Origin of the sequence: Vibrio sp. D431a, from assembly GCF_030248655.1 — a bacterium.
GTDB classification, from domain to species: domain Bacteria; phylum Pseudomonadota; class Gammaproteobacteria; order Enterobacterales; family Vibrionaceae; genus Vibrio; species Vibrio alginolyticus.
In genome coordinates this window covers 70,923-95,650 of sequence record NZ_JAHGAP010000009.1, presented here as the reverse complement: position 1 = coordinate 95,650, position 24,728 = coordinate 70,923, and the positions used below count along the sequence as shown (strand labels likewise).

Annotated in this window: 22 protein-coding genes and 2 tRNA genes; 13 read left to right on the top strand and 11 right to left on the bottom strand. The window is 44.8% G+C overall.

Annotated features, from left to right (window positions below; translation table 11 throughout):
* Positions 1-55: 55 nt before the first annotated feature.
* The 3 genes from KJB35_RS06700 to KJB35_RS06690 are packed head-to-tail and all read left to right on the top strand — an operon-like array spanning position 56 to position 3,305.
* Positions 56-1,177: an ABC transporter ATP-binding protein gene (locus tag KJB35_RS06700; protein ID WP_048626301.1), complete on the top strand. Its 1,122-nt coding sequence runs from the start codon at positions 56-58 to the stop codon at positions 1,175-1,177.
* The gene (locus tag KJB35_RS06695; protein ID WP_047100695.1) at positions 1,174-2,454 is read left to right on the top strand and encodes an ABC transporter permease; all 1,281 of its coding nucleotides are present in this window, start codon (positions 1,174-1,176) and stop codon (positions 2,452-2,454) included. The genes KJB35_RS06700 and KJB35_RS06695 overlap by 4 nt, the downstream gene beginning before the upstream one ends.
* Positions 2,455-2,456: 2 nt before the next feature.
* Positions 2,457-3,305, top strand: coding sequence for an ABC transporter permease (locus tag KJB35_RS06690; protein WP_213885352.1), 849 nt, complete (start codon positions 2,457-2,459; stop codon positions 3,303-3,305).
* Positions 3,306-3,425: 120 nt separating this feature from the next.
* On the opposite strand, the gene KJB35_RS06685 is transcribed toward KJB35_RS06690, so the two are convergent.
* Positions 3,426-3,860: a hypothetical protein gene (locus KJB35_RS06685; protein ID WP_213870093.1), complete on the bottom strand. Its 435-nt coding sequence runs from the start codon at positions 3,858-3,860 to the stop codon at positions 3,426-3,428.
* Positions 3,861-4,305: 445 nt separating this feature from the next.
* Here KJB35_RS06685 and KJB35_RS06680 point away from each other — a divergent pair, with 445 nt between their 5' ends.
* Positions 4,306-4,839, top strand: a complete 534-nt coding sequence (locus tag KJB35_RS06680) for a hypothetical protein (protein WP_054574080.1) — start codon at positions 4,306-4,308, stop codon at positions 4,837-4,839.
* 350 nt (positions 4,840-5,189) lie between these two features.
* On the top strand, positions 5,190-7,634 hold the full coding sequence (locus KJB35_RS06675) for a collagenase (protein WP_213907924.1): 2,445 nt from the start codon (positions 5,190-5,192) through the stop codon (positions 7,632-7,634).
* 161 nt (positions 7,635-7,795) lie between these two features.
* On the opposite strand, the gene KJB35_RS06670 is transcribed toward KJB35_RS06675, so the two are convergent.
* From KJB35_RS06670 to KJB35_RS06640, 7 genes are all read right to left on the bottom strand, one after another.
* Positions 7,796-9,592, bottom strand: coding sequence for an aminopeptidase P family protein (locus KJB35_RS06670; protein ID WP_213907926.1), 1,797 nt, complete (start codon positions 9,590-9,592; stop codon positions 7,796-7,798).
* On the bottom strand, positions 9,592-10,584 hold the full coding sequence (locus KJB35_RS06665; protein WP_054574083.1) for an ABC transporter ATP-binding protein: 993 nt from the start codon (positions 10,582-10,584) through the stop codon (positions 9,592-9,594). Before KJB35_RS06665 ends, KJB35_RS06670 begins: the two co-directional genes overlap by 1 nt.
* Before the next feature lie 9 nt (positions 10,585-10,593).
* Positions 10,594-11,577, bottom strand: coding sequence for an ABC transporter ATP-binding protein (locus tag KJB35_RS06660; RefSeq protein WP_054574084.1), 984 nt, complete (start codon positions 11,575-11,577; stop codon positions 10,594-10,596).
* A gap of 10 nt (positions 11,578-11,587) precedes the next feature.
* Positions 11,588-12,520, bottom strand: a complete 933-nt coding sequence (locus tag KJB35_RS06655) for an ABC transporter permease subunit (RefSeq protein WP_005377839.1) — start codon at positions 12,518-12,520, stop codon at positions 11,588-11,590.
* 9 nt (positions 12,521-12,529) lie between these two features.
* Entirely contained in the window at positions 12,530-13,450 is a 921-nt protein-coding gene (gene oppB / locus KJB35_RS06650; RefSeq protein WP_005377838.1) for an oligopeptide ABC transporter permease OppB, read from the bottom strand.
* Between the two features lie 144 nt (positions 13,451-13,594).
* Positions 13,595-15,205, bottom strand: coding sequence for a peptide ABC transporter substrate-binding protein (locus tag KJB35_RS06645; protein WP_213907928.1), 1,611 nt, complete (start codon positions 15,203-15,205; stop codon positions 13,595-13,597).
* A 264-nt stretch (positions 15,206-15,469) separates the two neighbouring features.
* Positions 15,470-16,576 carry a M20/M25/M40 family metallo-hydrolase gene (locus KJB35_RS06640; RefSeq protein ID WP_213907930.1) on the bottom strand — a complete coding sequence of 369 codons (1,107 nt, stop codon included), beginning with the start codon at positions 16,574-16,576 and terminating at the stop codon, positions 15,470-15,472.
* A 539-nt stretch (positions 16,577-17,115) separates the two neighbouring features.
* Here KJB35_RS06640 and hppD point away from each other — a divergent pair.
* From hppD to KJB35_RS06600, 8 genes are all read left to right on the top strand, one after another.
* Positions 17,116-18,189 carry a 4-hydroxyphenylpyruvate dioxygenase gene (gene hppD, locus KJB35_RS06635; RefSeq protein WP_005377835.1) on the top strand — a complete coding sequence of 358 codons (1,074 nt, stop codon included), beginning with the start codon at positions 17,116-17,118 and terminating at the stop codon, positions 18,187-18,189.
* The gene (locus KJB35_RS06630) at positions 18,182-19,312 is read left to right on the top strand and encodes a homogentisate 1,2-dioxygenase (RefSeq protein ID WP_005377834.1); all 1,131 of its coding nucleotides are present in this window, start codon (positions 18,182-18,184) and stop codon (positions 19,310-19,312) included. Before hppD ends, KJB35_RS06630 begins: the two co-directional genes overlap by 8 nt.
* Before the next feature lie 9 nt (positions 19,313-19,321).
* Positions 19,322-20,359: a fumarylacetoacetate hydrolase family protein gene (locus tag KJB35_RS06625; protein ID WP_005377833.1), complete on the top strand. Its 1,038-nt coding sequence runs from the start codon at positions 19,322-19,324 to the stop codon at positions 20,357-20,359.
* A gap of 21 nt (positions 20,360-20,380) precedes the next feature.
* Positions 20,381-21,049, top strand: a complete 669-nt coding sequence (gene maiA / locus KJB35_RS06620) for a maleylacetoacetate isomerase (protein ID WP_005377832.1) — start codon at positions 20,381-20,383, stop codon at positions 21,047-21,049.
* 195 nt (positions 21,050-21,244) lie between these two features.
* Positions 21,245-21,904 carry a DUF2726 domain-containing protein gene (locus tag KJB35_RS06615; protein ID WP_005377831.1) on the top strand — a complete coding sequence of 220 codons (660 nt, stop codon included), beginning with the start codon at positions 21,245-21,247 and terminating at the stop codon, positions 21,902-21,904.
* 119 nt (positions 21,905-22,023) lie between these two features.
* A complete protein-coding gene (locus KJB35_RS06610) occupies positions 22,024-22,362 on the top strand; it encodes a hypothetical protein (protein WP_005377830.1) in 339 nt (112 codons plus the stop codon).
* Positions 22,363-22,541: 179 nt separating this feature from the next.
* Positions 22,542-22,618 (top strand) — tRNA-Val (locus KJB35_RS06605).
* A 33-nt stretch (positions 22,619-22,651) separates the two neighbouring features.
* A tRNA-Val gene (locus KJB35_RS06600) sits at positions 22,652-22,728 on the top strand.
* A 258-nt stretch (positions 22,729-22,986) separates the two neighbouring features.
* On the opposite strand, the gene KJB35_RS06595 is transcribed toward KJB35_RS06600, so the two are convergent.
* From KJB35_RS06595 to KJB35_RS06585, 3 genes are all read right to left on the bottom strand, one after another.
* Positions 22,987-23,217, bottom strand: a complete 231-nt coding sequence (locus tag KJB35_RS06595; RefSeq protein WP_005377829.1) for a hypothetical protein — start codon at positions 23,215-23,217, stop codon at positions 22,987-22,989.
* 129 nt (positions 23,218-23,346) lie between these two features.
* Positions 23,347-23,985, bottom strand: coding sequence for a DJ-1/PfpI family protein (locus KJB35_RS06590; protein ID WP_005377828.1), 639 nt, complete (start codon positions 23,983-23,985; stop codon positions 23,347-23,349).
* A gap of 165 nt (positions 23,986-24,150) precedes the next feature.
* On the bottom strand, positions 24,151-24,549 hold the full coding sequence (locus KJB35_RS06585) for a VOC family protein (RefSeq protein ID WP_005377827.1): 399 nt from the start codon (positions 24,547-24,549) through the stop codon (positions 24,151-24,153).
* Positions 24,550-24,728: the final 179 nt, after the last annotated feature.

Genomic DNA, 24,728 nt, shown 5'->3' with positions numbered 1-24,728 from the left:
CGTTAACTGACGCTCTACTCATTCGTAATATTCAAAAAATGAGAAGAGGGAAGTCATGAGCACGGAAAACAAGGACTATGTCAGCTTTCAACACGTTAAGAAAACCTACGATGGCACGAATTTGGTGGTGAAAGACTTCAACTTAGATATTGCTCCCGGAGAGTTTGTTACTATGTTGGGGCCGTCAGGATCGGGCAAGACCACTTGCTTGATGATGCTAGCAGGCTTTGAAACTGCGACCGGTGGAGACATTTATATTGATGGCGTTCCTGTTAATCATCTCGCGCCGCACAAGCGCGATATCGGTATGGTGTTTCAAAACTATGCGTTGTTTCCACATATGACCATTGCTGAGAATCTTGCGTTTCCTTTAAAGGTGCGAAAACTCGACAGTGACACGATTCAAAGCAAAGTTCAGAGTGTATTAGAAATGGTCGAGCTTGAGCATGTTGCGACTCGATACCCGAAGCAGTTATCAGGTGGTCAACAACAGCGTGTTGCGTTAGCGCGAGCATTAGTGTTTGAGCCTAAACTCGTGTTGATGGATGAACCACTAGGCGCGTTAGATAAGCAGCTGCGTGAGCAAATGCAGATGGAAATTAAACATTTGCATGAAAAGCTTGGCATTACCATTTTGTATGTGACGCACGATCAAGACGAAGCTCTCACTATGTCCGACCGTATTGCGGTTTTTAATCACGGCGAAGTGCAACAACTCGCGACACCAACCGAGCTTTATGAATCTCCGAGTAATACGTTTGTTGCGCAGTTTATCGGAGAAAACAACCAACTCTCAGGTTTAGTCAAAGAGTGGAACGGAAAGTATTGCCAAGTGCTCGTTGGGAAAGAGTTATTTACTGCGAAACCTGTCAGAGTCTCTGAGCAAGGGCAGAGAACAACACTTTCCATTCGACCAGAAAAGATTGTTATTCAACCAGAGAAAGCGTCTTGCGAGAACCAAGTCTCGGGCGTCCTACGAGAATTGATTTATCACGGTGATCATTATCGTCTGGTCGTCGAAGTAGAGAGCGTTGGTCACTTCATCGTTAAAGTACCTAACGATAATCGTAAACACTTGCAGTTAACGCCTGGTTCAATTTGTCGTATTGGTTGGCAAAGTGACGATTGCCATGCTCTTGATGGGACACAAACTCAAAGTAGCGAGGTAGCAGCATGAGTCGAGAGCTAACCGCATTAGATTCTGTATTGGAAATCGAACGCCAAGTTCATGAGCAAGAAACCAATCTGAAAGCGCAGTTGCAAAAGGCCGAGCGCCGAAAAAAGCTTCGCTCCATTATGCTCACAACGCCATTGGTGTGTTTTATTCTGCTTACGTTTGCTTTTCCTATCCTCGACATGCTTTATCGAAGCGTGGATAACCGAGAAATATCCCTGTCACTACCACAAACTATTCAAGCCTTAGAAAGTTGGGATTATCAAGGTCAGCCTCATCAAGAAGTCATTGAGGCATTCTCTGTTGAAGTACTTGCGCTTTATCAAAGCAAAGAGCTGCCGAAAATAGCCAACCGGATGAATATTGAAGAGTCTGGTATGCGCAGTTTACTCATGAAAACCGGCAGAAAGTTGTCTCGTTTGACGTCGCTGCCGAGCTCGGTGACACAGTTGGCTAAGCTGGATAAGCGATGGACTAATCCTAAATATTGGGCGGCGTTTAAGAATCTTAGTGGCGCATTAACATTCAGTCACTATCTTGCAGCGCTAGACTTGCAAGTGAATGAGTTTGGAGACATTGAGCCCCAACCAGAAAAACGCCAAATATACGTCGACCTTTTCTTTAAAACTTTTTGGATGTCTATTTCAATCACCTTAATTTGTTTGGTGATGGCGTACCCCGTTGCTTACCTGCTTGCCAATTTACCTGATAAGCGCGCGAACTTACTTTTAATTATTGTGCTGCTGCCATTTTGGACATCATTGTTAGTCAGAACCACGTCTTGGATTGTTCTGCTGCAAAACCAAGGGGTCATTAATGATCTCCTTATTTGGTCGGGTTTTACTTCTGAGCGAATTCAGATGATTCACAATACCTTCGGAACGGTGGTGTCTATGGTTCACATTCTGTTGCCGTTTATGATCCTGCCTCTGTATAGCGTAATGAAAGGAATTAGCCCAACTTATTTCCGTGCCGCTCGTTCTCTAGGCGCGACGCCTTTCATTGCGTTCATCAAAGTTTATATGCCGCTTACGTTACCGGGGATAGGTGCGGGGGCCTTGCTTACTTTCATTCTTTCTATTGGCTTCTACATTACGCCCGCTTTGGTTGGTGGAAGAAGCGGACAGATGATCTCCAATATGATTGCCTATCATATGCAGACATCACTGAACTGGGGGATGGCTGGCGCATTGGGTGGACTGCTTTTGTTCGTTGTACTGGTTCTGTTTTATATGTTCAACCGTGTGGTTGGCATTAACAACCTTAAGGTTGGGGGATAACCATGGCATTACCAAACTATGCATCAAAAGTAGAGCGAGTTGCTTACGCAGGTTACTTAGCTTTTTGTGGGGTGGTGCTGTTCTTTTTAATCGCTCCAATTCTGACCATCATCCCGTTATCGTTTAATGCAACGCCTTACTTTACTTTTACCGAGGGGATGTTAAACCTTGACTCGGCAGCGTATTCTACTCGCTGGTATCAAGAAATGTTTACTAGTGATCAGTGGCTGTTGGCGCTGAAAAACAGCACGTTTATTGCTTTTATGGCGACACTCGTTGCAACAGGGCTAGGAACTCTGGCGGCGTTGGGTTTAGCCAGTAGTAACTTGCCTTTTCGCAATACGATTATGGCGCTGTTGATCTCACCCATGATCGTACCAGTCATTATCTCTGCTGCTGCGATGTACTTTTTCTACACACGTCTTGGCTTATCACAAACTTATCTAGGCGTCATTTTGGCACACGCCGCGTTAGGTACGCCTTTTGTTGTCATTACCGTTACTGCGACCTTAAGCGGCTTTGATCATAGCCTGGTAAAAGCGGCGGCTAGCTTAGGAGCAAACCCTGTTTATACTTTCAGACACATTACCTTTCCGCTGATTCGTCCGGGGATGATTTCTGGCGGCTTGTTTGCCTTTGGCACATCGTTCGACGAGGTTGTGGTGGCGCTATTCCTGACTGGGGCAGAACAAAAAACCGTTCCGAGGCAGATGTGGTCAGGAATTCGAGAGCAAATTAGTCCGACCATATTGGCGGTCGCTACGTTGCTGATTTTTATGTCGGTGTGTTTGCTCGTGACATTAGAACTTTTACGTAGACGTAATGTACGCATTAGAGGCATTCAAGAATAACCAGACTTTTTCTTTGTTGGTCACTTTGCACTTTTGTTTAGGGGCACCTCAATTTTTGATCAACTGCGCCTCATTGTAGGCGCTTGTCTTTTGTGTTTATCTTCAGCGATGACTGACATATCACTCTGGTAGCTTAATGCCAGCTTGCTCGAAACGTGCCAAAGGCGACTTGTTTGATCGCTGATACCAACTAGCTGGCATGTTTGGTTTAAGTCGGGCTTTCTCTTCCTTGCTAATCACAACATAGTGCAAAAACGCATTAAGTGTGGTTACCATCACGTTAAACGTCATTTCCCCATCTTTGCTGATGGATTTCAATAACCCAACGACGGTTTCCTCAGAGACTAACGGTTCAACCACCGCCTTTTTTCGCTCTTTTATTGAGGTTGAAGCGCGCAGTCTTGCACGTGCCGTCTCCCAACAAACTTTGTTGGTTTTACTGACAAGGTTGTGCTTGTAGCAGTAGTAACTGAATAAAAAGCGTGGCAGGTTTTGCCAGCGTTCGGCTTGCACTTCTAACCAAAGGTGTTGTAGCTCAATATCAGCGTCGGTCATAAATATTATGGAAGATTATTAAAGTAGTGGCATTCTAACGTTTCATCAGCGATGCCGTCTATGATTCGGTTACTTCCCATCTTTATGTTGACACTTTGATTTTCAATGAAACAGTGACTTCTTATTACTGTAAATAGTGAGTGATTTGTCCAGTTTCTGACATTAGTGTTTGACTTGGGTAGTAGAGTGTGGGCGTTTTTTGTTTTGAAGCGTCAATATACATCATCACATACTTACGTCTTACTCTTTCTGAAATAAATACTTTTATCAAAGTAACTGTGTGATTTTCATTCAAATAGTATGTGTTTCATGGTGATGAAAATTCTGTTTATTGCGCTACAATCGAGTGTCGTTCGTAGAATGTAGCCTAATGACGAAAACCTTGCGTCTTCTATCTGGCTTTTTGTGTGCTACTTTTTAATAAGTATCTTTTGGGTGGGTTTTTATGTTTGGAGTTAAAAGAAATGCTGCTATCTCTGGCTTGTACCAAGCGAGTGAACTTAAAGCAAAGCTGTTCTCCAAGGATTTGGAAATCTTAAGACTTAGAGCTGAAACTGAGTTTAATAAAGTGCTTGATGAGCTACTAAGAATTAAAGATAACAATTCAAGGCTTCGTGAAAGTGGGCTTATTGATAAGCTTGAGCAAGAGAAGTCTAAATGGAACAGTGATCAGCTCAAAGACATCGAGCAACGTATAAGTAATGTCGAGTTCTGTATTAAGGATTGTGCTTTATATGTCAGCAACATAGAGTCCCAATTCGCTGAGGATAGCGGTTTAGGATATGGTGAACTGAGCAGTCGTTCCCTTGAAGACGAGTTGGAAACACTATCTTTTAGTAAGATCCTTAACGCATCTGCACATGAGTACTTTTATAACTCTAAAGAGTATGAAATGTACCTTGAAAACACACCAAATACCGAATTTTTGCACGCGTTAAAAGAGCAAATTACCGCACTCTTCGACCACAAAGCAGCCTAGAACCTACAAAGTATTCGCCCATTGCCCGATTCCTTCTGCAGGGGCTTTGATTCGCGAATTTTTACCGACCCACTTTGGAGTATACCTAGCCATTTAACGTGCTGGGTATACCCGTTTAACTACACGTTTCTTCTCTAGATCATCTCTATTTTTTAACAAATACGAATTTTAAAAGCTCACTCCGTGTTCCTTCTGGTACCAAAAACTGATACCGCCACATCTATTTGTTAACAAAATGTTTCTTCTTATCTTGCGAGTAGATTATATGGAGATGCTCTTGCAGTAATAAGGGCAGTGGCGATGCAAAAGACGTAATGCATCTAAGGAAAACTCAATATAGAAGAAATTAGATGGAACTGAAGACTTTGAGTGTCGCGATTGCGACAACATTAACCAGCACTGGCGTATTTGCGTTAAGCGAGCCAGTTTCTCAAGTTACAGAGCAACATGCACATTCGGCTCATACACACGGTGTTGAATCCAATCGAGTTGAATACCAACCAACCGCAACTCTCCCTATTCAGCCCTCCAAGGCAACTCGAGTACAGTCACTTGAAAGTCTTGATGAGTCGAGCACTGCTTGTGATTTGGAAGCATTGGTTACCGAAAGCAGTAACCAATTGATCGGCGAAATTTTAAGTCAGGGCGCGACGTGTGTGAACCAGCTATTCTCTGCTGAAAGTCGGATTCAAGAGTCGGTATTTAGCTCCGATCATATGTACAACATTGCGAAGCGTACTACGACATTGGCGAAGGGGTATACAGGTGGCGGGAGCGATGAACTAGAAACGTTGTTCTTATACTTGCGCGCGGGTTATTACGCCGAGTTTTACAATGACAACATCTCATTTATTGAATGGGTCACACCAGCGGTGAAAGAATCAGTGGATGCGTTTGTTAACAACGCAAACTTCTACGAGAACAGCGATCGTCACGGCAAAGTGCTTAGTGAAGTCATCATCACTATGGATAGTGCGGGCTTGCAGCACGCGTACTTACCACAAGTGACCCAGTGGCTTACTCGTTGGAATGATCAATACGCCCAGCACTGGTATATGCGCAATGCGGTTAATGGTGTTTTCACTATTTTGTTTGGTGGGCAGTGGAACGAGCAATTTGTGCAAGTAATTGGTAACCAAACAGACCTTGCCAAAGCTTTAGGCGATTTCGCTCTAAGGGCGTCATCAATCGGTGCTGAAGATGAGTTTATGGCCGCGAATGCGGGGCGAGAGCTCGGGCGTCTGACCAAGTATACGGGTAACGCGAGTTCTGTGGTGAAGAGTCAGCTAAGTCGAATCTTTGAACAGTATGAAATGTATGGTCGGGGTGACGCGGTTTGGCTTGCGGCGGCGGACACCGCTTCATATTACGCAGATTGTAGTGAGTTCGGAATTTGTAATTTCGAAACTGAGCTAAAAGGCTTAGTGCTATCGCAAACTTATACTTGTAGCTCGACAATCCGAATATTGTCCCAGAATATGACACAAGAGCAACACGCGGCCGCATGTTCTAAAATGGGTTACGAAGAGGGTTACTTTCATCAGTCATTAGAAACGGGTGAACAACCAGTAAAAGATGACCACAATACTCAGCTCCAAGTCAATATCTTCGATTCAAGCACCGATTATGGTAAGTACGCAGGGCCAATTTTCGATATTAGTACTGACAATGGCGGTATGTACTTGGAGGGCGAACCTTCCCAGCCGGGGAATATTCCCAACTTTATTGCTTATGAAGCCTCTTATGCGAACGCGGATCACTTTGTCTGGAACTTAGAGCACGAATACGTGCATTACTTAGATGGTCGATTTGATCTCTATGGAGGGTTTAGTCATCCAACTGAAAAAATAGTGTGGTGGAGTGAAGGCATTGCAGAGTATGTCGCTCAAGAAAATGACAACCAAGCAGCACTTGAGACGATTCTAGACGGCTCGACATATACCTTAAGTGAGATTTTCGAGACTACTTATGATGGGTTTGATGTCGATCGAATTTATCGTTGGGGGTACTTAGCTGTACGCTTTATGTTTGAAAATCATAAAGATGACGTAAACCAAATGCTGGTGGAAACACGCCAGGGGAATTGGAGCAATTACAAAGCAACGATCACCCAATGGGCGAATTTATATCAAAGTGAGTTTGAGCAGTGGCAGCAAGCCCTTGTCTCAAATGGTGCACCTAATGCAGTCATAACCGCAAACAGTAAGGGGAAAGTCGGTGAAAGCATTACATTTAGCAGTGAAAACAGTACAGACCCAAACGGGAAGATCGTCAGCGTCTTATGGGACTTCGGTGATGGCTCGACAAGTACACAAACCAAGCCGACGCACCAATATGGGAGTGAAGGGGAGTATTCGGTCAGCCTAAGTGTGACAGACAGTGAAGGCTTGACGGCAACCGCCACTCATACTGTTGTTATCTCAGCGTTGGGCGGTAATGACATATTGCCACAAGACTGCGCGGTGCAAAGTAAAGTAAGCGGTGGACGCCTAACAGCAGGAGAGCCCGTTTGCTTGGCAAATCAACAAACCATTTGGCTGAGCGTGCCAGCGGTGAATGAGAGCTCAAATCTGGCGATAACGACGGGAAACGGTACGGGCAACCTAAAGCTTGAATACAGTAACTCTGGTTGGCCGGATGGTACTAATCTTCACGGGTGGTCAGATAATATTGGTAATGGAGAGTGTATTACGTTGTCAAATCAGAGTAACTACTGGGGCTATGTTAAAGTATCTGGTGACTTTGAGAATGCCGCCATCGTCGTTGATTTTGATGCTCAGAAGTGTCGTCAATAGGGCATTTTAACTGCATCATTTTAATTTAATTGATCGCCTCGCTAACATTGCGGGGCGTTTTTGTTTTTCACGCCGTTATCTCTATAAAAAAAACCAGCCCGAAGGCTGGCAAACAAGGAGTTTGAGATGAAAATGAAAACGTTATAAAGCTTGCTGATATCCTATTTCTCAATAAGTTGGGTTGTGCGTTGAAGCCAGTTTTTATCTTGCGTATCAAGAAAAGGGCTAAGTGCTTGATAGACTCGTGAATGGTAATGATTGAGCCAGTCTAGCTCTGCTTGATCTAGCATTGATAAATCAAGGGCGTTGGTCGCAATTGGAGCAAGAGTGATGGTCTCAAAACCGTAAAACGTGCCGAACTCATTTTGTTCTACTTCTACAACTTTAAGAATGTTCTCTATTCTTACCCCGTACTCACCTTCGCGATAAACGCCTGGTTCATTAGTAATGACCATACCCGGTTTTAGTTCAACCTCGTGGTGGCTTTGCGAGAAATTTTGTGGGCCTTCGTGAACATTCAAGCAAATGCCCACGCCGTGTCCAGTGCCGCACTTGTAATCAATACCATGTTGCCATAAGACGCCACGCGCCATGATATCAAGATTGGCACCCGTAGAGCCTTTCATGAATCGAGTCTGAGTCAGTCGGATGACCGCTTTGAGCACCAAGGTATAATCTTTGCGCTGCTTAATGGTCGGTGACCCGAAGTGGAAAGTACGGGTGATGTCTGTTGTCCCGCCAAGGTATTGGCCACCAGAATCGACGAGAAAGAAGTTGCTTTCATTGACTGCCGCATTGCTTTCTTCATCGGCGGCATAATGCATTTTTGCCCCGTGAGCTGCGAAGCCTGCGATAGTGCGGAAACTGTCACTCACATAATGTCGGGTTTGACGGCGATAGTGATTCAGTTGTGCCTCAGCAGACAATTCTGTAACGAGTCCGCTTGGAACTTGCTCTTCGAGCCAGTTCATAAACCTTACGATTGCCACACCATCATCTGTTAATGCCTGTTCTAGGCTAGTTAGCTCGGTCGCATTTTTTATGGCCTTCATTGCCGTTACAGGGCAAGCCATTGGCTTTAGATTCACATTCCCTTCAATCGAACTCACCAATAAGCTGTCTGTGTGGGTCGGGTTAAAAGCGAGCGATAATCCCTCACATTGCTGATTCAAATACTGACTTACGTAGTTGTAATGGCGAATGTGTACACTCTGCTCGGTCAGCGCTCTTTCAACGTCTTGAGGCAGTTTGGCTTTATCAATAAACAGTGTCGCAAGTGATTGCTCTACAACTAGATAGGCTTCAGAAACTGGGCAGTAATTCGTATCACCACCTCGAATATTCATTGTCCACATGACATCATCTAGCGTTGACACTAATAAGCTACCTACTTGGTTCTCGGTTAACCAAGAACGGATTCTCGCTAACTTATTTTCTGTGTCAACGCCAGCAAAAGCGGTGGGGTGCTCGAATACGGGTGCACTTGGGCGAGGTGGTCTTTCAAGCCAAATCGGTGTGAGCAAATCTAGGTCGAGAATGATCTTAATGTTTTTCGCTTCAAAGGCTTGTTTGAGGCCTTGATAAAAAGCGTAACTGATGGCGCGCCCGTCAACCGCGACAATACTGTTTTCTGGGAGCGTGGTAGCCAGCCATTTGGCAATTGTCGGCGTTTCTGGTTGTTTGGCTTTAAACAGTTCAAGTCCTGTGCCGTGTAACTGTTCTTCAGCTTGAATATAGTAACGACCATCAGTCCACAGGCCACCACCTTGTTGGGTAATGACGATATCGCCTGCAGAACCGGTAAAACCTGAAATCCAGCTTCGCGCTAACCAATGATCCGCTGAGTATTCACTGTTATGTGGGTCATTGTTGGTCACGATATATGCAGACACGTTGTGAAAGGACATTGCCTCACGCAATAACGTAAGGCGTTGGTTTACTGAGTTAGTATTGTTCATTAAATGGTTCCTAAAGTCATATTTGAGCAATAGATATGATGCTGCTCCGAGCCTGTTTTTATTGGGTTCTGTTGCCCGCATACTTCTGTTGCTTCTGGGCATCGAGTACGAAAAACGCAACCGCTAGGTGGGTTAAGTGGAGAAGGAAGGTCGCCGGGCAATAGTTGTATTTCACGGTCACGTGCTAATTGCGGATTAGCTATCGGGACAGCAGATAACAGTGCTTTGGTGTAGGGGTGTTGTGCATCGTCAAATACTTTATCGTAACGTCCTACTTCCATAGGTTTACCAAGATACATCACCATAACGCGGTTGCTGATGTGGCGCACCACGCTTAAGTCGTGCGCAATCATCACCAGTGTTAACCCCATTTCTTGTTTAAGATCATCTAGAAGATTGATGACCTGAGCTTGTATGGAGACGTCTAGCGCACTAACGGGTTCATCACACACGACCAAATCTGGATTGAGAATTAATGCTCTGGCAATGCCCACACGCTGGCATTGACCTCCGGAAAATTCATGTGGATAGCGGTTTCGCTGGCTCGCCAAGAGACCCACTTTATCCATCATAGCGATGACACGCTTTTCTACCTCTGCCCGTTTAAGTTGTGGCTCGTGGGTGAGCAGTGGTTCGGCGATGCATTCTGAGATGGTTAATCTCGGATTCAAACAAGCGGATGGGTCCTGAAACACCATCTGAAATTCTCTACGTCGAGAGGAAAGGTCTTTTTTACTAAACCCGAGCATGTCTTGACCTTTCCAAGTCAACTCGCCATGTGTAGGTTCAATTAAGCGAAGTAAGGCGCGTGCAAGCGTTGATTTTCCGCAGCCTGATTCCCCCACAATGCCAAGTGTTTCACCTCTATAAACATCTAAGTCGATACCATTGACCGCTTTCACGATTTTACGTCGACTTGGAATAAGGTGACGCGACACAGGAAAGTGGACGTTTAAATCACGAGCAGACATGAGGACTTCTTTTTTATTCATAACTCCTCCTTAAGCTTTTATTTGAATAGGAGTGATAACACTGGATGCTTTAACGTGACAGGCAATGGACTGGCTCGTGTTCAATGGGGAAAACCGTGGGGTTTCGTATTGGCAACGCGTCTCTCGATGCTCGCACCGCTCTTTAAACGGACACCCTTGATGGTTAATCAACGCACTTGGTGGGTTACCTGGGATGGTTGGTAAACGCGGCATATCTTCAGTGATGGAAGGAATCGCCTTAAGCAGGCCTTGAGTGTAGGGGTGCGCAGGTTGAGCGAACAATGTCTCGGTATCTGATTGCTCCATTTTTTGACCACCATACATGACCAATACGCGATCACACATCTCGGCGACGACGCCCATATCGTGAGTGATCAGTAAAATAGCCGTATTGAACTCTTGTTGTAAGTCTCGTAATAGCGTCAAAATTTGAGCTTGAACGGTTACATCTAACGCGGTGGTTGGTTCGTCTGCAATTAACAACTCGGGCTTACACAACAAGGCCATCGCTATCATGATTCGCTGACGCATTCCGCCAGATAGCTCGTGAGGGTATTGATTCATCCGAGTTTCGGGAGAGGGAATACGCACCGCATCTAACATGTGAATCGATTCAATTTTTGCTTGTTTTCGGCTCATTCCTTTATGAATCATGAGAACTTCACAAAGCTGTTTGCTAATTTTCATGAATGGATTGAGTGACGTCATCGGATCTTGAAAGATCATTCCGATTTTCTCTGCACGGATGCGGTTGAGCTGCTTTTTAGACATCGCGAGTAAATCATCACCGTGGAACATCGCGCTGCCAGACACGGCGCCGTTGTCCGCGGTTAACCCCATTAATGCGAAAACAGATTGGCTTTTTCCCGAACCTGATTCCCCAACAATCCCAAGAGTTTCGCCCGCTTTAATCGAGTAGGAGAGATTACTGACCGCTTGCACTTGCCCATCTGGCGTATCGAAGCGCACGTTCATGTTTTCAATAGATAGCATGGGTTTGTCCTTATCGGTCTTTCGGGTCAAGAGCATCACGCAAGCCATCGCCGATGAAGTTAAAACAAAAGAGGGTGGCAACTAAAAACAGAGAGGGAAAAAGCAGCATCCACAATGCAACGTCAATCGTTTTTGCGCCTTCGGAAATTAGGATTCCCCAGCTCGTGTCGGGTGGTTGAACACCAAGCCCTAAGAAGCTCAAAAACGATTCGAACATAATGAATCCTGGTACCATTAAGGAGGAATAAACCATCACGATCCCAAGCACATTAGGCAGAACATGGCGTCGGACAATTGTTAATTTAGAAACCCCAATAGAGTGTGCGGCTTCGATGAACTCTCGCTTTTTTAGACCGAAGGTGACACCACGTACAACACGGGCAATGCCCAGCCAAGATACCATTCCGATCACGATAAAAATCAGGTAGATGTTGTTGCCAAAAAGGGTAACAAACAGGATAACCATAAACATAAATGGCACCGAATCGAGCACCTCAATAATGCGCATCATTACGCTATCTACAACGCCGCCAAGATAGCCGGAAATACTTCCCCAAATCGTACCAATAACAACGGCGACTAAGGCCCCGACAAAGCCCACCAAAATAGAGAGCCTGCCACCTTGCATCGTGCGAGCGAAAACATCTTGCCCGAGATCATCGGTACCAAAGTAATGGCCACTGCTCAGTGAAGGTTTCCCTAGCTCGTATGGATCGATGAGCACTTCCCAGTCAATTTCATCATGGCCAAAAGCGGCAAGAGAGGGGCCGAAGGTGATGCATAAGGTAATGAACGCCAAAACATACACTGATGTCATCGCGGCTCTGTTTTTACGAAATCGAGTCCATGCATCCTGCCAAAGACTGCGACCTTCGACGGCTTCAATATTGTCGACGACTTGATCTTGAAGAGCTTGTGTATCCAGTTTTTTGATCGTTAACATGCCGGACTCCTAAACGCGTATACGAGGGTCGATAATCGTATATAGCAAGTCGACCACAAGGTTAAAGAAGATAGTGAGTGAAGCGACAATCAGAGTAATGCCCATTACTAGGCCGTAGTCGCGGTTGAGAGCCCCAGACACAAAGTGTTGTCCCATGCCACCTGTACCAAAGAAAATGTCGATAATTACCGAGCCTGTCACGACAGACACAAACGCAGGGCCGAGCATCGCAACGACGGGAATCAGGGATGGTCGCAAAGCGTGATGGAATAAAATGTAGGTTGTGGACAAACCTTTGGCCTTTGCCGTTCGAATGTATGGTTGGTTGAGTGTTTCAATCATTGCGCCACGCATGACGCGTGCAATACTCGCAATGGAGCCAATCGCCAGGCTGAGCACGGGAAGAACAAGAAAAGCCAGCTTTCCTCCTTCCCAACCACCAGCAGGGAACCAGCCGAGCTGAATAGCGAAAATCATGACTAAAACTGGAGCAAGCACGAAAGCCGGAACCACAACTCCAGTCATCGAAAGTGTCATCAGGCCGTAATCTAGGCGGCTATTTCGGTTCAATGCCGCAATGGTGCCAAGCAACATGCCAAGTGGAACGGAAATACAAAAAGAGAGTACGCCTAATACTGCTGAAACAGGCCATGATTGTGCGACGAGCTGTGTAACACTGAAGTCTTGATAAACGAAGCTCGGACCGAGATCTCCTTGTATGAAATTACCAATGTAAATCCAAAACTGAGTAAGGAAGGGCTGGTCCAAATGGAATTTTGCTTCGATATTCGCACGTACCACCTCTGGCATAGGCCGTTCCATATCAAATGGCCCCCCTGGTGCAATGTGCATCAGCCAAAATGATACGAGTGCGATGAATAGAAGCGTGGGGATAGCGATAGCTAATCGCTTAACAATGTACCAAATCATGATCCATCATCCTTTGGTCATCCGAAATCACTTCGAACGGTTATGAATAAAAAATGGTCTGAGCTCAGGTTGCCTTCTCCACCGAGAGATATGAGGAACGGCAAGTAAACATTGAACTTGCCGACTCAGACCGAAAACATGCTTTTAGTGGGCTTTTACATAGACATTCTTGCGGTAGTACGACGACTCAGGGTTTGTCAGTTCGTAGCCGCCCACGTAAGGCTTGATGAGGTATTGATCGTTACCCGGACGATAAATAGGAATAATGGCCATGTCTTCAATCAGCATGCTTTCTGCTTGTAAATACAGTTCTGATGGGTTGCTCATGGTCTTTGAGCGAGCCATTAACTCGTCGTATTGCGGGTTGTTATAACGAGAATCGTTGTACTCACCACTAGAAACGAAGATATCCAACCATGTAGAGGCTTCATTGTAGTCGGCCGTCCAGCCGCCGCGAGTAATGTCGGTCGGCTCTTTAAGTGCGTAGAACACTTTCGGTTCTAGCTGTTTTATCGTGACTTGCGCACCCAATCGGCTTTTCCACATGCCTGCCATGGTGGTTGCCATTTTTACGTCCATCGAGAAAGTTGGTACGGTAAACGTTAACTTAAGCGGATTGCTTTTATCGTATCCAGCTTCTGACAGTAATTGCTGCGCTTTTTCGATACGTTTATGGCGGTTCCAAGTTGCGAACTCTGGAGTGTGAGATTTAAAACCATCTGTTTGAGGTGGCACAAGGGTATACATTGGAACCCCACCGTTTCTCAAAATAGCACTCGTTAATAGTTGACGGTCAATGGCATATGAGAGGGCTTTACGAACCCGCACGTCTTTTGTTGGCCCTTGTTGAGTGTTGAGGTAATAGAATGTGGAGCCAAGAGACGCACTGGTGCTTGCCACTTCTTGTGGGCGTTGTTGAATTAACTTTTTCTTCTGGGCGGCAGGAATGGAAACCGCTTGGTCTATCTCACCAGCTAGGTAGCGGTTTAGCACTACGTTTGCATCACCAATTGGTAGCCAGGTGACTTTTTCCAGCACTACATTGCTTGCGTCCCAATAATGTGGATTTTTAACCATCACCAGTTTTTCGTTAACTTTCCATTCAGAGACAGTAAACGCACCATTTGTAACGATATGCTCAGGCTGGGTCCAACGGTTGCCATGTTTTTCAACGGTCGCTTTGTGAACGGGGGCAAGCACTGGATGACTTAATAGTTTCGTAAAGAAGGGAATAGGCTCTTCGAGTGTTACCTGGAATGTTTTTTCATCCAGCGCCTTCACGCCCAAGGACTCGGGTTCGGCTTCGCCCTTCATAATCGCTTGTGAGTTTTCGATATTTGGAATGGCCGCAAACCAAGCGTAGGGTGAAGCAGTGCTTGGATTCAGTAAGCGTTGCCAGCTGTAGACAAAATCTTGTGCAGTGACCGTTTCGCCATTTGACCATTTTGCATCACGTAAGTGGAAGGTATAAACCGTATTGTTGTCATTGACTGACCAAGACTCAGCAACACCAGGAATGGTTTTACCTTGCTTATCTTGAATGACCAGACCTTCAAACAGGTCTCGACCGAGATTAAAAGCGGGCTCTGCGGCTTGCTTGGCTGGGTCAATAGAAGTAACTTCAGCTCCATTGTTTAGCGTAATTTCTTGTATCTCATCGAGGGTCACACCTGCGGGATGCGGCACGGCATAGCTTGATGTTGCCAGTATTGGACTCATCATCGACGCTAACAAAAACAACTTAGGTAATTTCATCCTTGTCTCACTCTTTTCATCCTGAAAGATTCTAGAAATGTATATTGTATAAATTGTCCACACAATCGAGTTTTAACATTACTGTAACAGGATGTCGGGTATTGAGCTGTCTGGTCTCAAAAAGTGAGCTAGGGGAATTTCTTTGAAGATCTGATATCAAGTTGGCATGACGGGAAGTAATTTTGCTTCGATACAAATTAAAATCCCCTTCAAGCACAGGCTAGAAGGGGAAGATAGTCAGTCTGCTCTTCAAAAGGCACGACATTAACTGACTAGGAAGTGCTTTACGAACTCAGTGATTTTGACCATATCACTTACCGCGATAAACTCTTCTGTCGTGTGTACTTTTGCCATGCCAGTTGAAAGGTTGACCGTTGTGAGACCTTTCTTGTTAAAGTTGTTGGCATCGCTACCGCCGCCAGTGCCTTTTGTGAAGGCGTCAATTTCCAACTCTGAAAACGCTGCTTTTATAGCGTTTACGTGTGGGTGGTTTTCTTCAATAACAAAAGCGTCGTAGGCTCGGCTAGATTCAATTTCGACTTCTGCACCGTGTTTTTTACAGACAGACTCTAATGTTGAGATCATATGATTGACCTGAGCATCTAGTTTATCGCCATTCAGGGAGCGTGCTTCTGCCACGATTTTTAATTCAGGCATAACAATGTTTGTGGCCTGACCGCCGTTAACCATACCGATGTTGGCTGTCGTTTCTTCGTCGATGCGCAGCAGCTTCATTTGGTTGATAGCATCAGCCGCCACCATGATCGCACTGATGCCTTCTTCTGGCGCAAGTCCTGCGTGTGCTGGTCGACCTTTGATTGTTGCCACGATTTTTTGCTGGCCTGGGGCCGCGGTCACAATAGTGCCAATAGGACCACCCGTATCTAACACGATTGCTTCCGTTGAAGTGACGTGTGACATATCGAAGTATTGTGAACCGAATAAACCGCCTTCTTCATACACGGTGAAAGCAAGTTCTAACGTTTTGTGCTCACGGTTTTCCGCTTGAATACAACGAACGGCTTCCATGATGGCAGCAATACCAGATTTATCATCGCCACCAAGAATCGTATTGCCTTTTGAACGGATAACGCCGTCTTCGATGAGTGGCTCAATGCCAATACCTGGAGTGACCGTATCCATATGACAGCTCATTAGAATAGAGCCGTCTTTTTTGCCGTCTAAACGGGCGTACACGTTAAAACCGTTAGAAATGTGCTCAGGTACTGGAAGTTTGCGTACGGTAAAGCCTAGCTCGCCTAGCTGTTCTGCCAGTGTTTCTGCAATTTGTTTTTCGTTTTTTGATTCGCTGTCGATACGTACTAGTTGGCAAAAGTGTTCAACTAAGCGTTCTTGATTGATGTGTGTCATTAGATGTCTCTTTTTCTGATCGAGCGTGAAGCCATGTGGCTCGGCTCGATAGGGAACAGAGCACCACTTATGGCACAGTTACTTTTTAATAAAACTGAGGTGAATCAATAAAGGGGTATCCATGACACGATTCTGACCGATGAGCCTTTCGAACTGTATGAAGCGTCACGAAACATTACTTTTGATGTTTTGCAGGATCAAATGAATAAATCGGATAGAGATAGGGTGCAATAGACTTTCCATCCCCTTTTGCTTTTTGAGCTACGTTGCCAAGATAAAATGCCAAAGTAACAACTTGTTTACATTTTTATGTGGTGGCGTAAAGCCGAAAATATCAATCTAATATATTGAAAATAAGCAGTTTGTTTGATGTTTACGAAAGTGGGTTCGATGCGCTCTCTGTGTGTAACATATATTTTACAATTGTGCGTAAAAATCGCCAAGATAAAGATTTCTCCCCACGTATTCCAATTTCTCAATACCTGCGCCAAGTTAGAAAAATAAGTCCAAACAAAAGCTACTGAGACAAGGAGAAAGTCATGGTTGATGCATATAACCCATTAGGAACAGACGGATTTGAGTTTGTTGAATATACCGCTGCTGACAACAAAGGCATTCAACAGCTTAAAGATCTGTTTATATCGTTAGGTTTTGCGGAGATTGCAAAGCATCGCTCAAAAGAAGCGTGGTTATATCGACAAGGTGACATTAGCTTTATTGTGAATGCGCAGCCGCATAGCCAAGCTGAGGGATTCGCCAAAGTTCACGGTCCGTCGGTTTGTGGCATGGCATTTCGTGTGAAAGACGCCACCGTTGCTCTGGCGCATGCGTTAGAGAATGGCGGTAAAGAATATAAAACGGAAATTGGGCCGATGGAGCTAAGCATTCCTGCTATTTATGGCATCGGTGAAAGCTTACTTTATTTTGTCGATCGTTATGGAAAGCAGAGTATTTATGATGTCGATTTTCGTTTTTATGATGATGCTGATGAGCGTTTATCAAAAGCGAATGTTGGTCTTTACGAAATCGACCACTTAACGCACAACGTTAAGCAAGGCAACATGGATGTCTGGTCTGGTTTCTATGAGCGCATTGGTAACTTCCGCGAAATTCGTTATTTCGATATCGAAGGTAAGCTGACTGGTCTTGTCAGCCGTGCGATGACCGCACCTTGCGGCAAAATCCGAATTCCTATCAATGAGTCGTCAGATGATAAATCACAGATTGAAGAGTTTATCCGTGAATACAATGGCGAAGGTATTCAACACATCGCATTGACCACTGACGACATCTACGAAACGGTCAAAACCTTGCGTGAGCGAGGCATGGACTTTATGCCAACGCCAGATACTTATTACGAGAAAGTCGATCAGCGTGTTGAAGGCCACGGTGAAGATGTAAGCAAGCTTCGTGATTTGCAGATTCTTATTGATGGTGCGCCAACGAAAGATGGCATCTTGCTACAAATCTTTACTCAAACCGTTATCGGCCCTGTGTTCTTCGAAATCATCCAACGTAAAGGCAATGAAGGCTTTGGCGAGGGTAACTTCAAAGCGTTGTTTGAATCGATAGAAGAAGACCAAATTCGCCGAGGAGTATTGAGCGATGCATAAATGGATCACATTCCCTCAACGGGAGGGAGTGTGCTCTAAACAAGCGCATGCTGACTTCCCGGAAGAGGCAATTTATGAACGTGAGGCAGGTCGAAGTGGCTTCTTCGGCCCCGCAACACATTTTCATCATCAACATGCCCCAACGGGGTGGTCTGAGTGGGAGGGAGAGCTACGTCCACGAGCGTTTGATTTTAATCTAGTCGAAAAAGCCAGCCATATTACCCCTTGGGCAGTCCCGCATCTATTACACAACGCGAATTGTAAAGTTCGTGTTTGGCGTATGGATGAAAAAATGGACTTCTTGGTGAGAAATGCAGATGGCGACGAACTGCTATTCATCCACCAAGGTACGGCAGATCTCTACTGTGATTATGGTCATTTGAAAGTGAGCGAAGGGGATTATGTCATGATCCCGCGCTCAACGAGCTGGCGTTTAGAGCCAAGCGAGCCGATGTTCATTCTGATGATCGAAAACACCGATGCGGCTTATACATTGCCCGAAAAAGGCATGGTTGGAAACCACGCGGTGTTTGATCCGGCGGTTCTAGAAACGCCGTCGATCAACGATCAGTTCCGTGCTCAATATTCTGAGAATCAAACACAGGTTCAGGTGAAACGCCACGATAAAGTCAGTGTTATCACTTACCCATTCAACCCGTTGGATGCGATTGGGTGGCATGGTGATTTGGCGGTAGTAAAAGTGAACTGGCGTGATATTCGTCCACTTATGTCACATCGTTACCATTTACCGCCTTCTGCACATACTACATTTGTAGGAGCAGGATTTGTGGTGTGTACCTTCGTTCCTCGTCCAATTGAAAGTGATCCTGGAGCGCTCAAAGTACCGTTCTACCACAACAATGACGATTATGACGAAGTCTTGTTCTACCATGCAGGTGATTTTTTCAGCCGTGACAACATTGAAGCAGGCATGGTGACATTCCATCCAGCAGGATTTACGCATGGTCCTCACCCGAAAGCATTCAAAGCAGGGCGAGAGCATAAGAAGACTTTCACCGACGAAGTTGCGGTCATGATTGATACGCGTCACGCACTTCAGTTTTCGGATGAGCTGGAAAAAGTAGAAAACAAAGAATACGTCTATAGCTGGCAAGAGAAGTAAGAGGCAAGGATGAAATTAGCAACCAAGAAAAATGGCACTCGTGACGGTTTGTTGATGGTCGTGAGCAAAGACTTAACGCGCTGCGTACCTGCGACAGAAATTTTCCACCCTATGAACTTAGCACCGACGATGCAGGTGGCGCTTGATAACTGGGATACGCTAGCACCACAACTGGAAGAGCTATACGTTGCACTGAACAATGGCACGGTTGCAGGGTATGAAGAGTTTGAAGCGCACTACTGTGAGTCGCCGCTTCCTCGCGCTTATCAGTGGGCTGATGGCAGTGCTTACGTAAACCACGTTGAGTTGGTTCGAAAAGCTCGCGGCGCTGAAATGCCAGAGAGTTTTTGGACCGATCCGTTGATGTACCAAGGAGGCTCTGATGCCTTTATTGGACCTTGTGACAACATCGAGTTTGCGAGTGATGAATGGGGTATTGATTTCGAAGGTGAAGTGGCTGTGGTAACTGGTGACGTACCAATGGGCGCGAGTGTTGCAGAGGCTCAGGAGTCGATTCGTTTGATCATGCTGGTGAATGATGTCTCACTGCGTGGGCTAATTCCCGCAGAATTAGCTAAAGGGTTTGGTTTTTTCCAATCTAAACCTTCTTCTGCGTTTTCTCCTGTGGCAGTAACACCAGACGAACTAGGCGATGCGTGGTACGAAAACAAAGTGCATTTACCATTGGTCTCGACCTACAACCACAAGCCGTTTGGTCGCCCGAATGCAGGTATCGATATGACGTTTGATTTCGCAGACTTAATTATTCACGCGACTAAAACGCGCCCGCTATCTGCTGGGGCGATTATAGGCTCAGGTACGGTATCCAACAAGCAGGGAACGGAACATGGCACTTCTATTGAAGAAGGTGGCGTTGGCTATTCATGTATCGCGGAAGTTCGCATGATTGAAACCATTCGTGATGGTAAGCCGTCGACTAACTTCATGTCGTTTGGAGATTCAATCAGATTGGAAATGTTCGATGCGGATGGCAACAACATATTCGGCTCGATTGACCAACAAGTTAGCCAATATCTCAAGCACTAACAATGCTGGTTGGGAGACGATATGAGCGATAGCATGATTTTATACGGATACTGGCGATCATCGGCGGCGTATCGTGTGCGTATTTGCTTGAATCTTAAAGAGTTATCGTATGATTCAAAATCGGTACACTTGGTGCGCAATGGTGGCGAACAACACAGTGACGAGTACCATGAGTTAAACGCTTCTGAACTGGTTCCTTTGCTGGTGGATGGGGAGGTTCAGTTAACCCAGTCACTGGCGATCATTCAATACTTAGAAGAACACTACCCGGATGTCACTGTGATCCCCGAGCAAACGCCGCTTCGATACCAAGCGCTAGCTTTGGCTCAGGATATTGCAATGGAGATTCATCCCCTGAATAACTTAAGAGTTCTACAGTATTTAGAGGGGGAGCTAGCTTGCGAACCAGAGCGCAAAGTCGCTTGGATTCATCACTGGATCCACAAAGGTTTTACAGCATTAGAAGAGAAACTTCAGAAGCATCGTAAACTAAATGGTGATTGCAAGTTTAGCCTGACAAGCTCGCCATCTATTGTCGATATTTGTCTGGTACCACAATTTTATAACGCACAACGCTTTGGTGTAGATACCTCTCTTTATCCAACCATTAACGCTGTTGTGCAGTCATGCAATCAACTGCCAGCTTTTATTGATGCGATGCCAGAGAATCAGCCAGACGCTAATAGTTGATTCTTAGCATACATAATGTATTAACAAAATTTAAACGAGCCAATCCAAGTGTGTGATTGGCTCGTTTTTATTGGTGAGCAAAATTTTCTGTTTCTCGCTATCGTCGTGGCGCCTCAAAATTGCGAGGTTTTGTTGCTCTGCATAACATTTCCATTTACGCTTTGAGCAACGAGTTGTTTTGGATGCACTTTATTTATGACCAACATTTTTATCATTGTTGTTCTTCTGGTTTTATTCTTCTTTGTTATTCAAAAGTACGTGATTAAGCACGATGACACGCGTGATTATCCTTATCGCTCGAAAGGCCCTCTGCTCAGAGGTCAAGAGGGTGCGTTCTATAATGCGTTAAGAGCGGCGGTAGGGGAGCATGCCGTAGTATTCGCGAAAGTAAACATGTCCAGTTTGGTTACGCCAAAAGAAATCAAAAATAAGAAGCAGTTTTTTGTCGCGAACAACCGTATATCTCGAAGCTATTTTGATTACGTTATTTGTGACCCAAGGACACTAGAGCCGCGCGTTATCGTTGAATTGGATAATGGGCAGGAGCTAAACAAGGGTAAGATAGAAAGACAAAAGTTATTGATTCATGTTTGTAAGACGGCCAACCTGCCTTTAATTGGCGCTTCGATAAAGCACAGTTATCAAGTTGGGCGATTACGTCGTTTGCTTGCGGCACACATTGATTTGATTGAGCCCGATAAAGAAGTGCGTTTTTGTAAAAAATGCGGCAGTCCGATGATCATTAAAACCGCAAGCCAAGGTGAGTTCAAAGGGAGACGTTTCTTTACTTGTAGCCGTCAGCCGAATTGTACATACACCGAAAATTATAACGTTGTGTTTGAGGCGGACGACTAAACACGACAATTAACCAGCAGAAACAAGGGGCTTTGATTAGAGATGATCAAAGCCTTTTTTGTATCAGTCATCAAGGCAGGGCCTATACTTTGAAAAAGAGGGCAGAATAGGGCAGCCATATGCGATACGGATGGATTTTATCGGCGTTGTTCATCGCATCGAATGTTAGTGCGATACCTAATTTGAAACCACTGGAGTGTGAATTGACAGAGACACCCCAAGATCATTTCTTGTTTTACCGAGAGCAAATGGTTTACCACAGTGAGCAGTTTGTCATATTTCAAAACTTCAAAGGCAGGGTGAGCACTCAAGTAGACGTCAAAACAGGAGAGTTGATCCGTACAACCTATATCGGCGAACCATTTAAACCTAAATATCAGATTTTGTTCGGCACTTGCCCTAAGGTATCGCAAACCTTACAGATTTGGATGCTCAGTGAAGTGCCTTACGACAATTAAGTGAGATAATAAAAGTTATATAGATCACACTTTTAAACCCTGCAGGCTCAGTCCTTGTCGATAAAATCATCTGAAAACGCGTGTTGAGTTTACATTTTCGCCAAACGGTTCAAAGTTGGTAAATTTGTGCTTGCACCGTCGTTCGCTTATAGCTAATATCCTCGTCGTTCCAGAGAAATGCGTCCGTAGCTCAGCTGGTTAGAGTATCGCCTTGACATGGCGGGGGTCGGTGGTTCGAGTCCACTCGGACGCACCATTCTGAATTGAATGGTTAGGAACATAAAAATTTGGGTCCGTAGCTCAGTTGGTTAGAGTACTACCTTGACATGGTAGGGGTCGGCGATTCGAGTTCGCCCGGACCCACCAAATTTTAGAAAAGCCCACCTTTTGGTGGGCTTTTTTGTGTCTGTAATTCATTAATACTCAAATAAAACTACTTCTTTTCTTGTCCTTGTTTTTGCTCTGCGTTAGCCCCTTGTTAAAGATAAAAGCGCACTACCTGATCCGCAACACAACCTCAAAACCCTAAATGCCAATGCATAAGGTGCATACGCTTCAAACCCACTAGAGCCGTCTATAAATTGTGTTGCGTGCCACTTGCTGTGGCACTAGAGACACTGACTACTAATCTAAATTATCTGGCGTGTGAAGATTAGTGCCGCATATTGTACATTTGTAGTCACCAGTCGCTTCGCCTTCCATTAATGAGCCAATTATTGCTGCAAATAGACCAGAGAAGAAACCTTTAGCTTTTTTCTCGGTCTTTTCCTGTGCTTTAGAGAAGCTTTCGTACCGATGTAGCGTTACTTCTTTACAATTACAGCAAAACGCTCTTGTCTCTTCAGAACCGTACATTTTTACCAATTGATTTACTCCCTGTAAGTTAATTTCCCCAAGTGGCGTTATGTTCAAGGGTAAGTCACACAAGACTGGTGTGTGACTTACCCTAAACACTAAAACTAACGTAATGTAAAACACCACATGTTATGAATGATTATTTAACGCCTTGTTATCCGAGCTTGCTAACTCTGCTGATTGAATAGTTGTGGCAATAAGCTCTTCAAACAGCTCTAATTGCCCAGCAGGTATCAATTGATTTTGTATAGCTTTTCGTTTGTTTGAGTCAAATAGCCGCTCTGTTAACCAACCAATTAGATACATCAGTGAAAGGCAGCCACCGGCCGTCGCTACATTACCGTCTATCACGAGAGGCAGATCCTGAACATCTCCTCCCATACTTTGTAGAACAGCCTTTGCATCTGGGTTTGTTGTTAATCGCTTGCCTTCTAGTAAACCGAGTTCATGGAGGATGAATGATCCCGCACAAATCGAACCTATTAGCTGCCTATTTGGATCAAGATTCAACGCTGACATAAATTCAGCATCTTTTAAAGCGGCTGGAATACCCCGTTTGCCGCTTGTAATAAGAACGACATCTTGATTCGTCACCTCAGAAAGGTGTCCGTCTGTTTTAACTTTCATACCGAGGTGGGAATGATGTTCAGATTTAGTTCCAAGTATACTTACTGTCCAACTGTCGGTTGTGCGCCCTAGCAAGTCATACATAAGAAAGAAATCGACATCCGTGAAATCATCAAATAAAACAACGCCGATTTTATACATAACATTTATCCTTTTGGACTTACTCGTAAGTCGCAAAATGTGTAGTAGGAGGGGAGGGGCATTCAATACACAAGCTTCTGCTGAGCACCTTAAACACCAAAGGCGGTGCAAACTAACAATGCCATGTGTACCAAATCCCTATTATAAAACTTTGTTATGTTTGTTTTATGAGCCCGCCCAGAAAAACTCAACCCTAATACCACTTGGGTCGTAACACATTAAATGTTTTGCGGGTCCTGTTTTAACAAGCTCGGGACCAAACTCAATTTCGATTCCCGACGCCATAAATTGATCACGCAACTCATAGAGTTGCTTCTCAGTCTCTACGAGTAAAGCTAAGTGATGCAAACCAATATTCGTTTTTCTGTCAAATGGAGTGGCGGCATCAGCCTTAGCCGCCCATAGTGTAAGCATGATATGCCCATCACTCACAAATATTGCCGGGTAGCCTGGATTTCTTTTTACTTCACTCCAACCTAATTGTTCAGTGAAAAACTTCGCGCTTGCTTCTAGGTTAGATACGGTTAAACCTACGTGGTGTATGCCTTTTGTTAACACAGTCACTTTGTTTCCTTACTCGTTTTAATGGCTATCAAACAAAGATAACTCGATAAAAAGTAAGCATCAATACACATATATTGATTAACTTCGTCAATCTATTCGAATACGGTAATCCAACTGGAAACATAACATTGTAAACAAGAAACCCAATCTTGAACTAAAAATTAAACTTAGAGTTCATT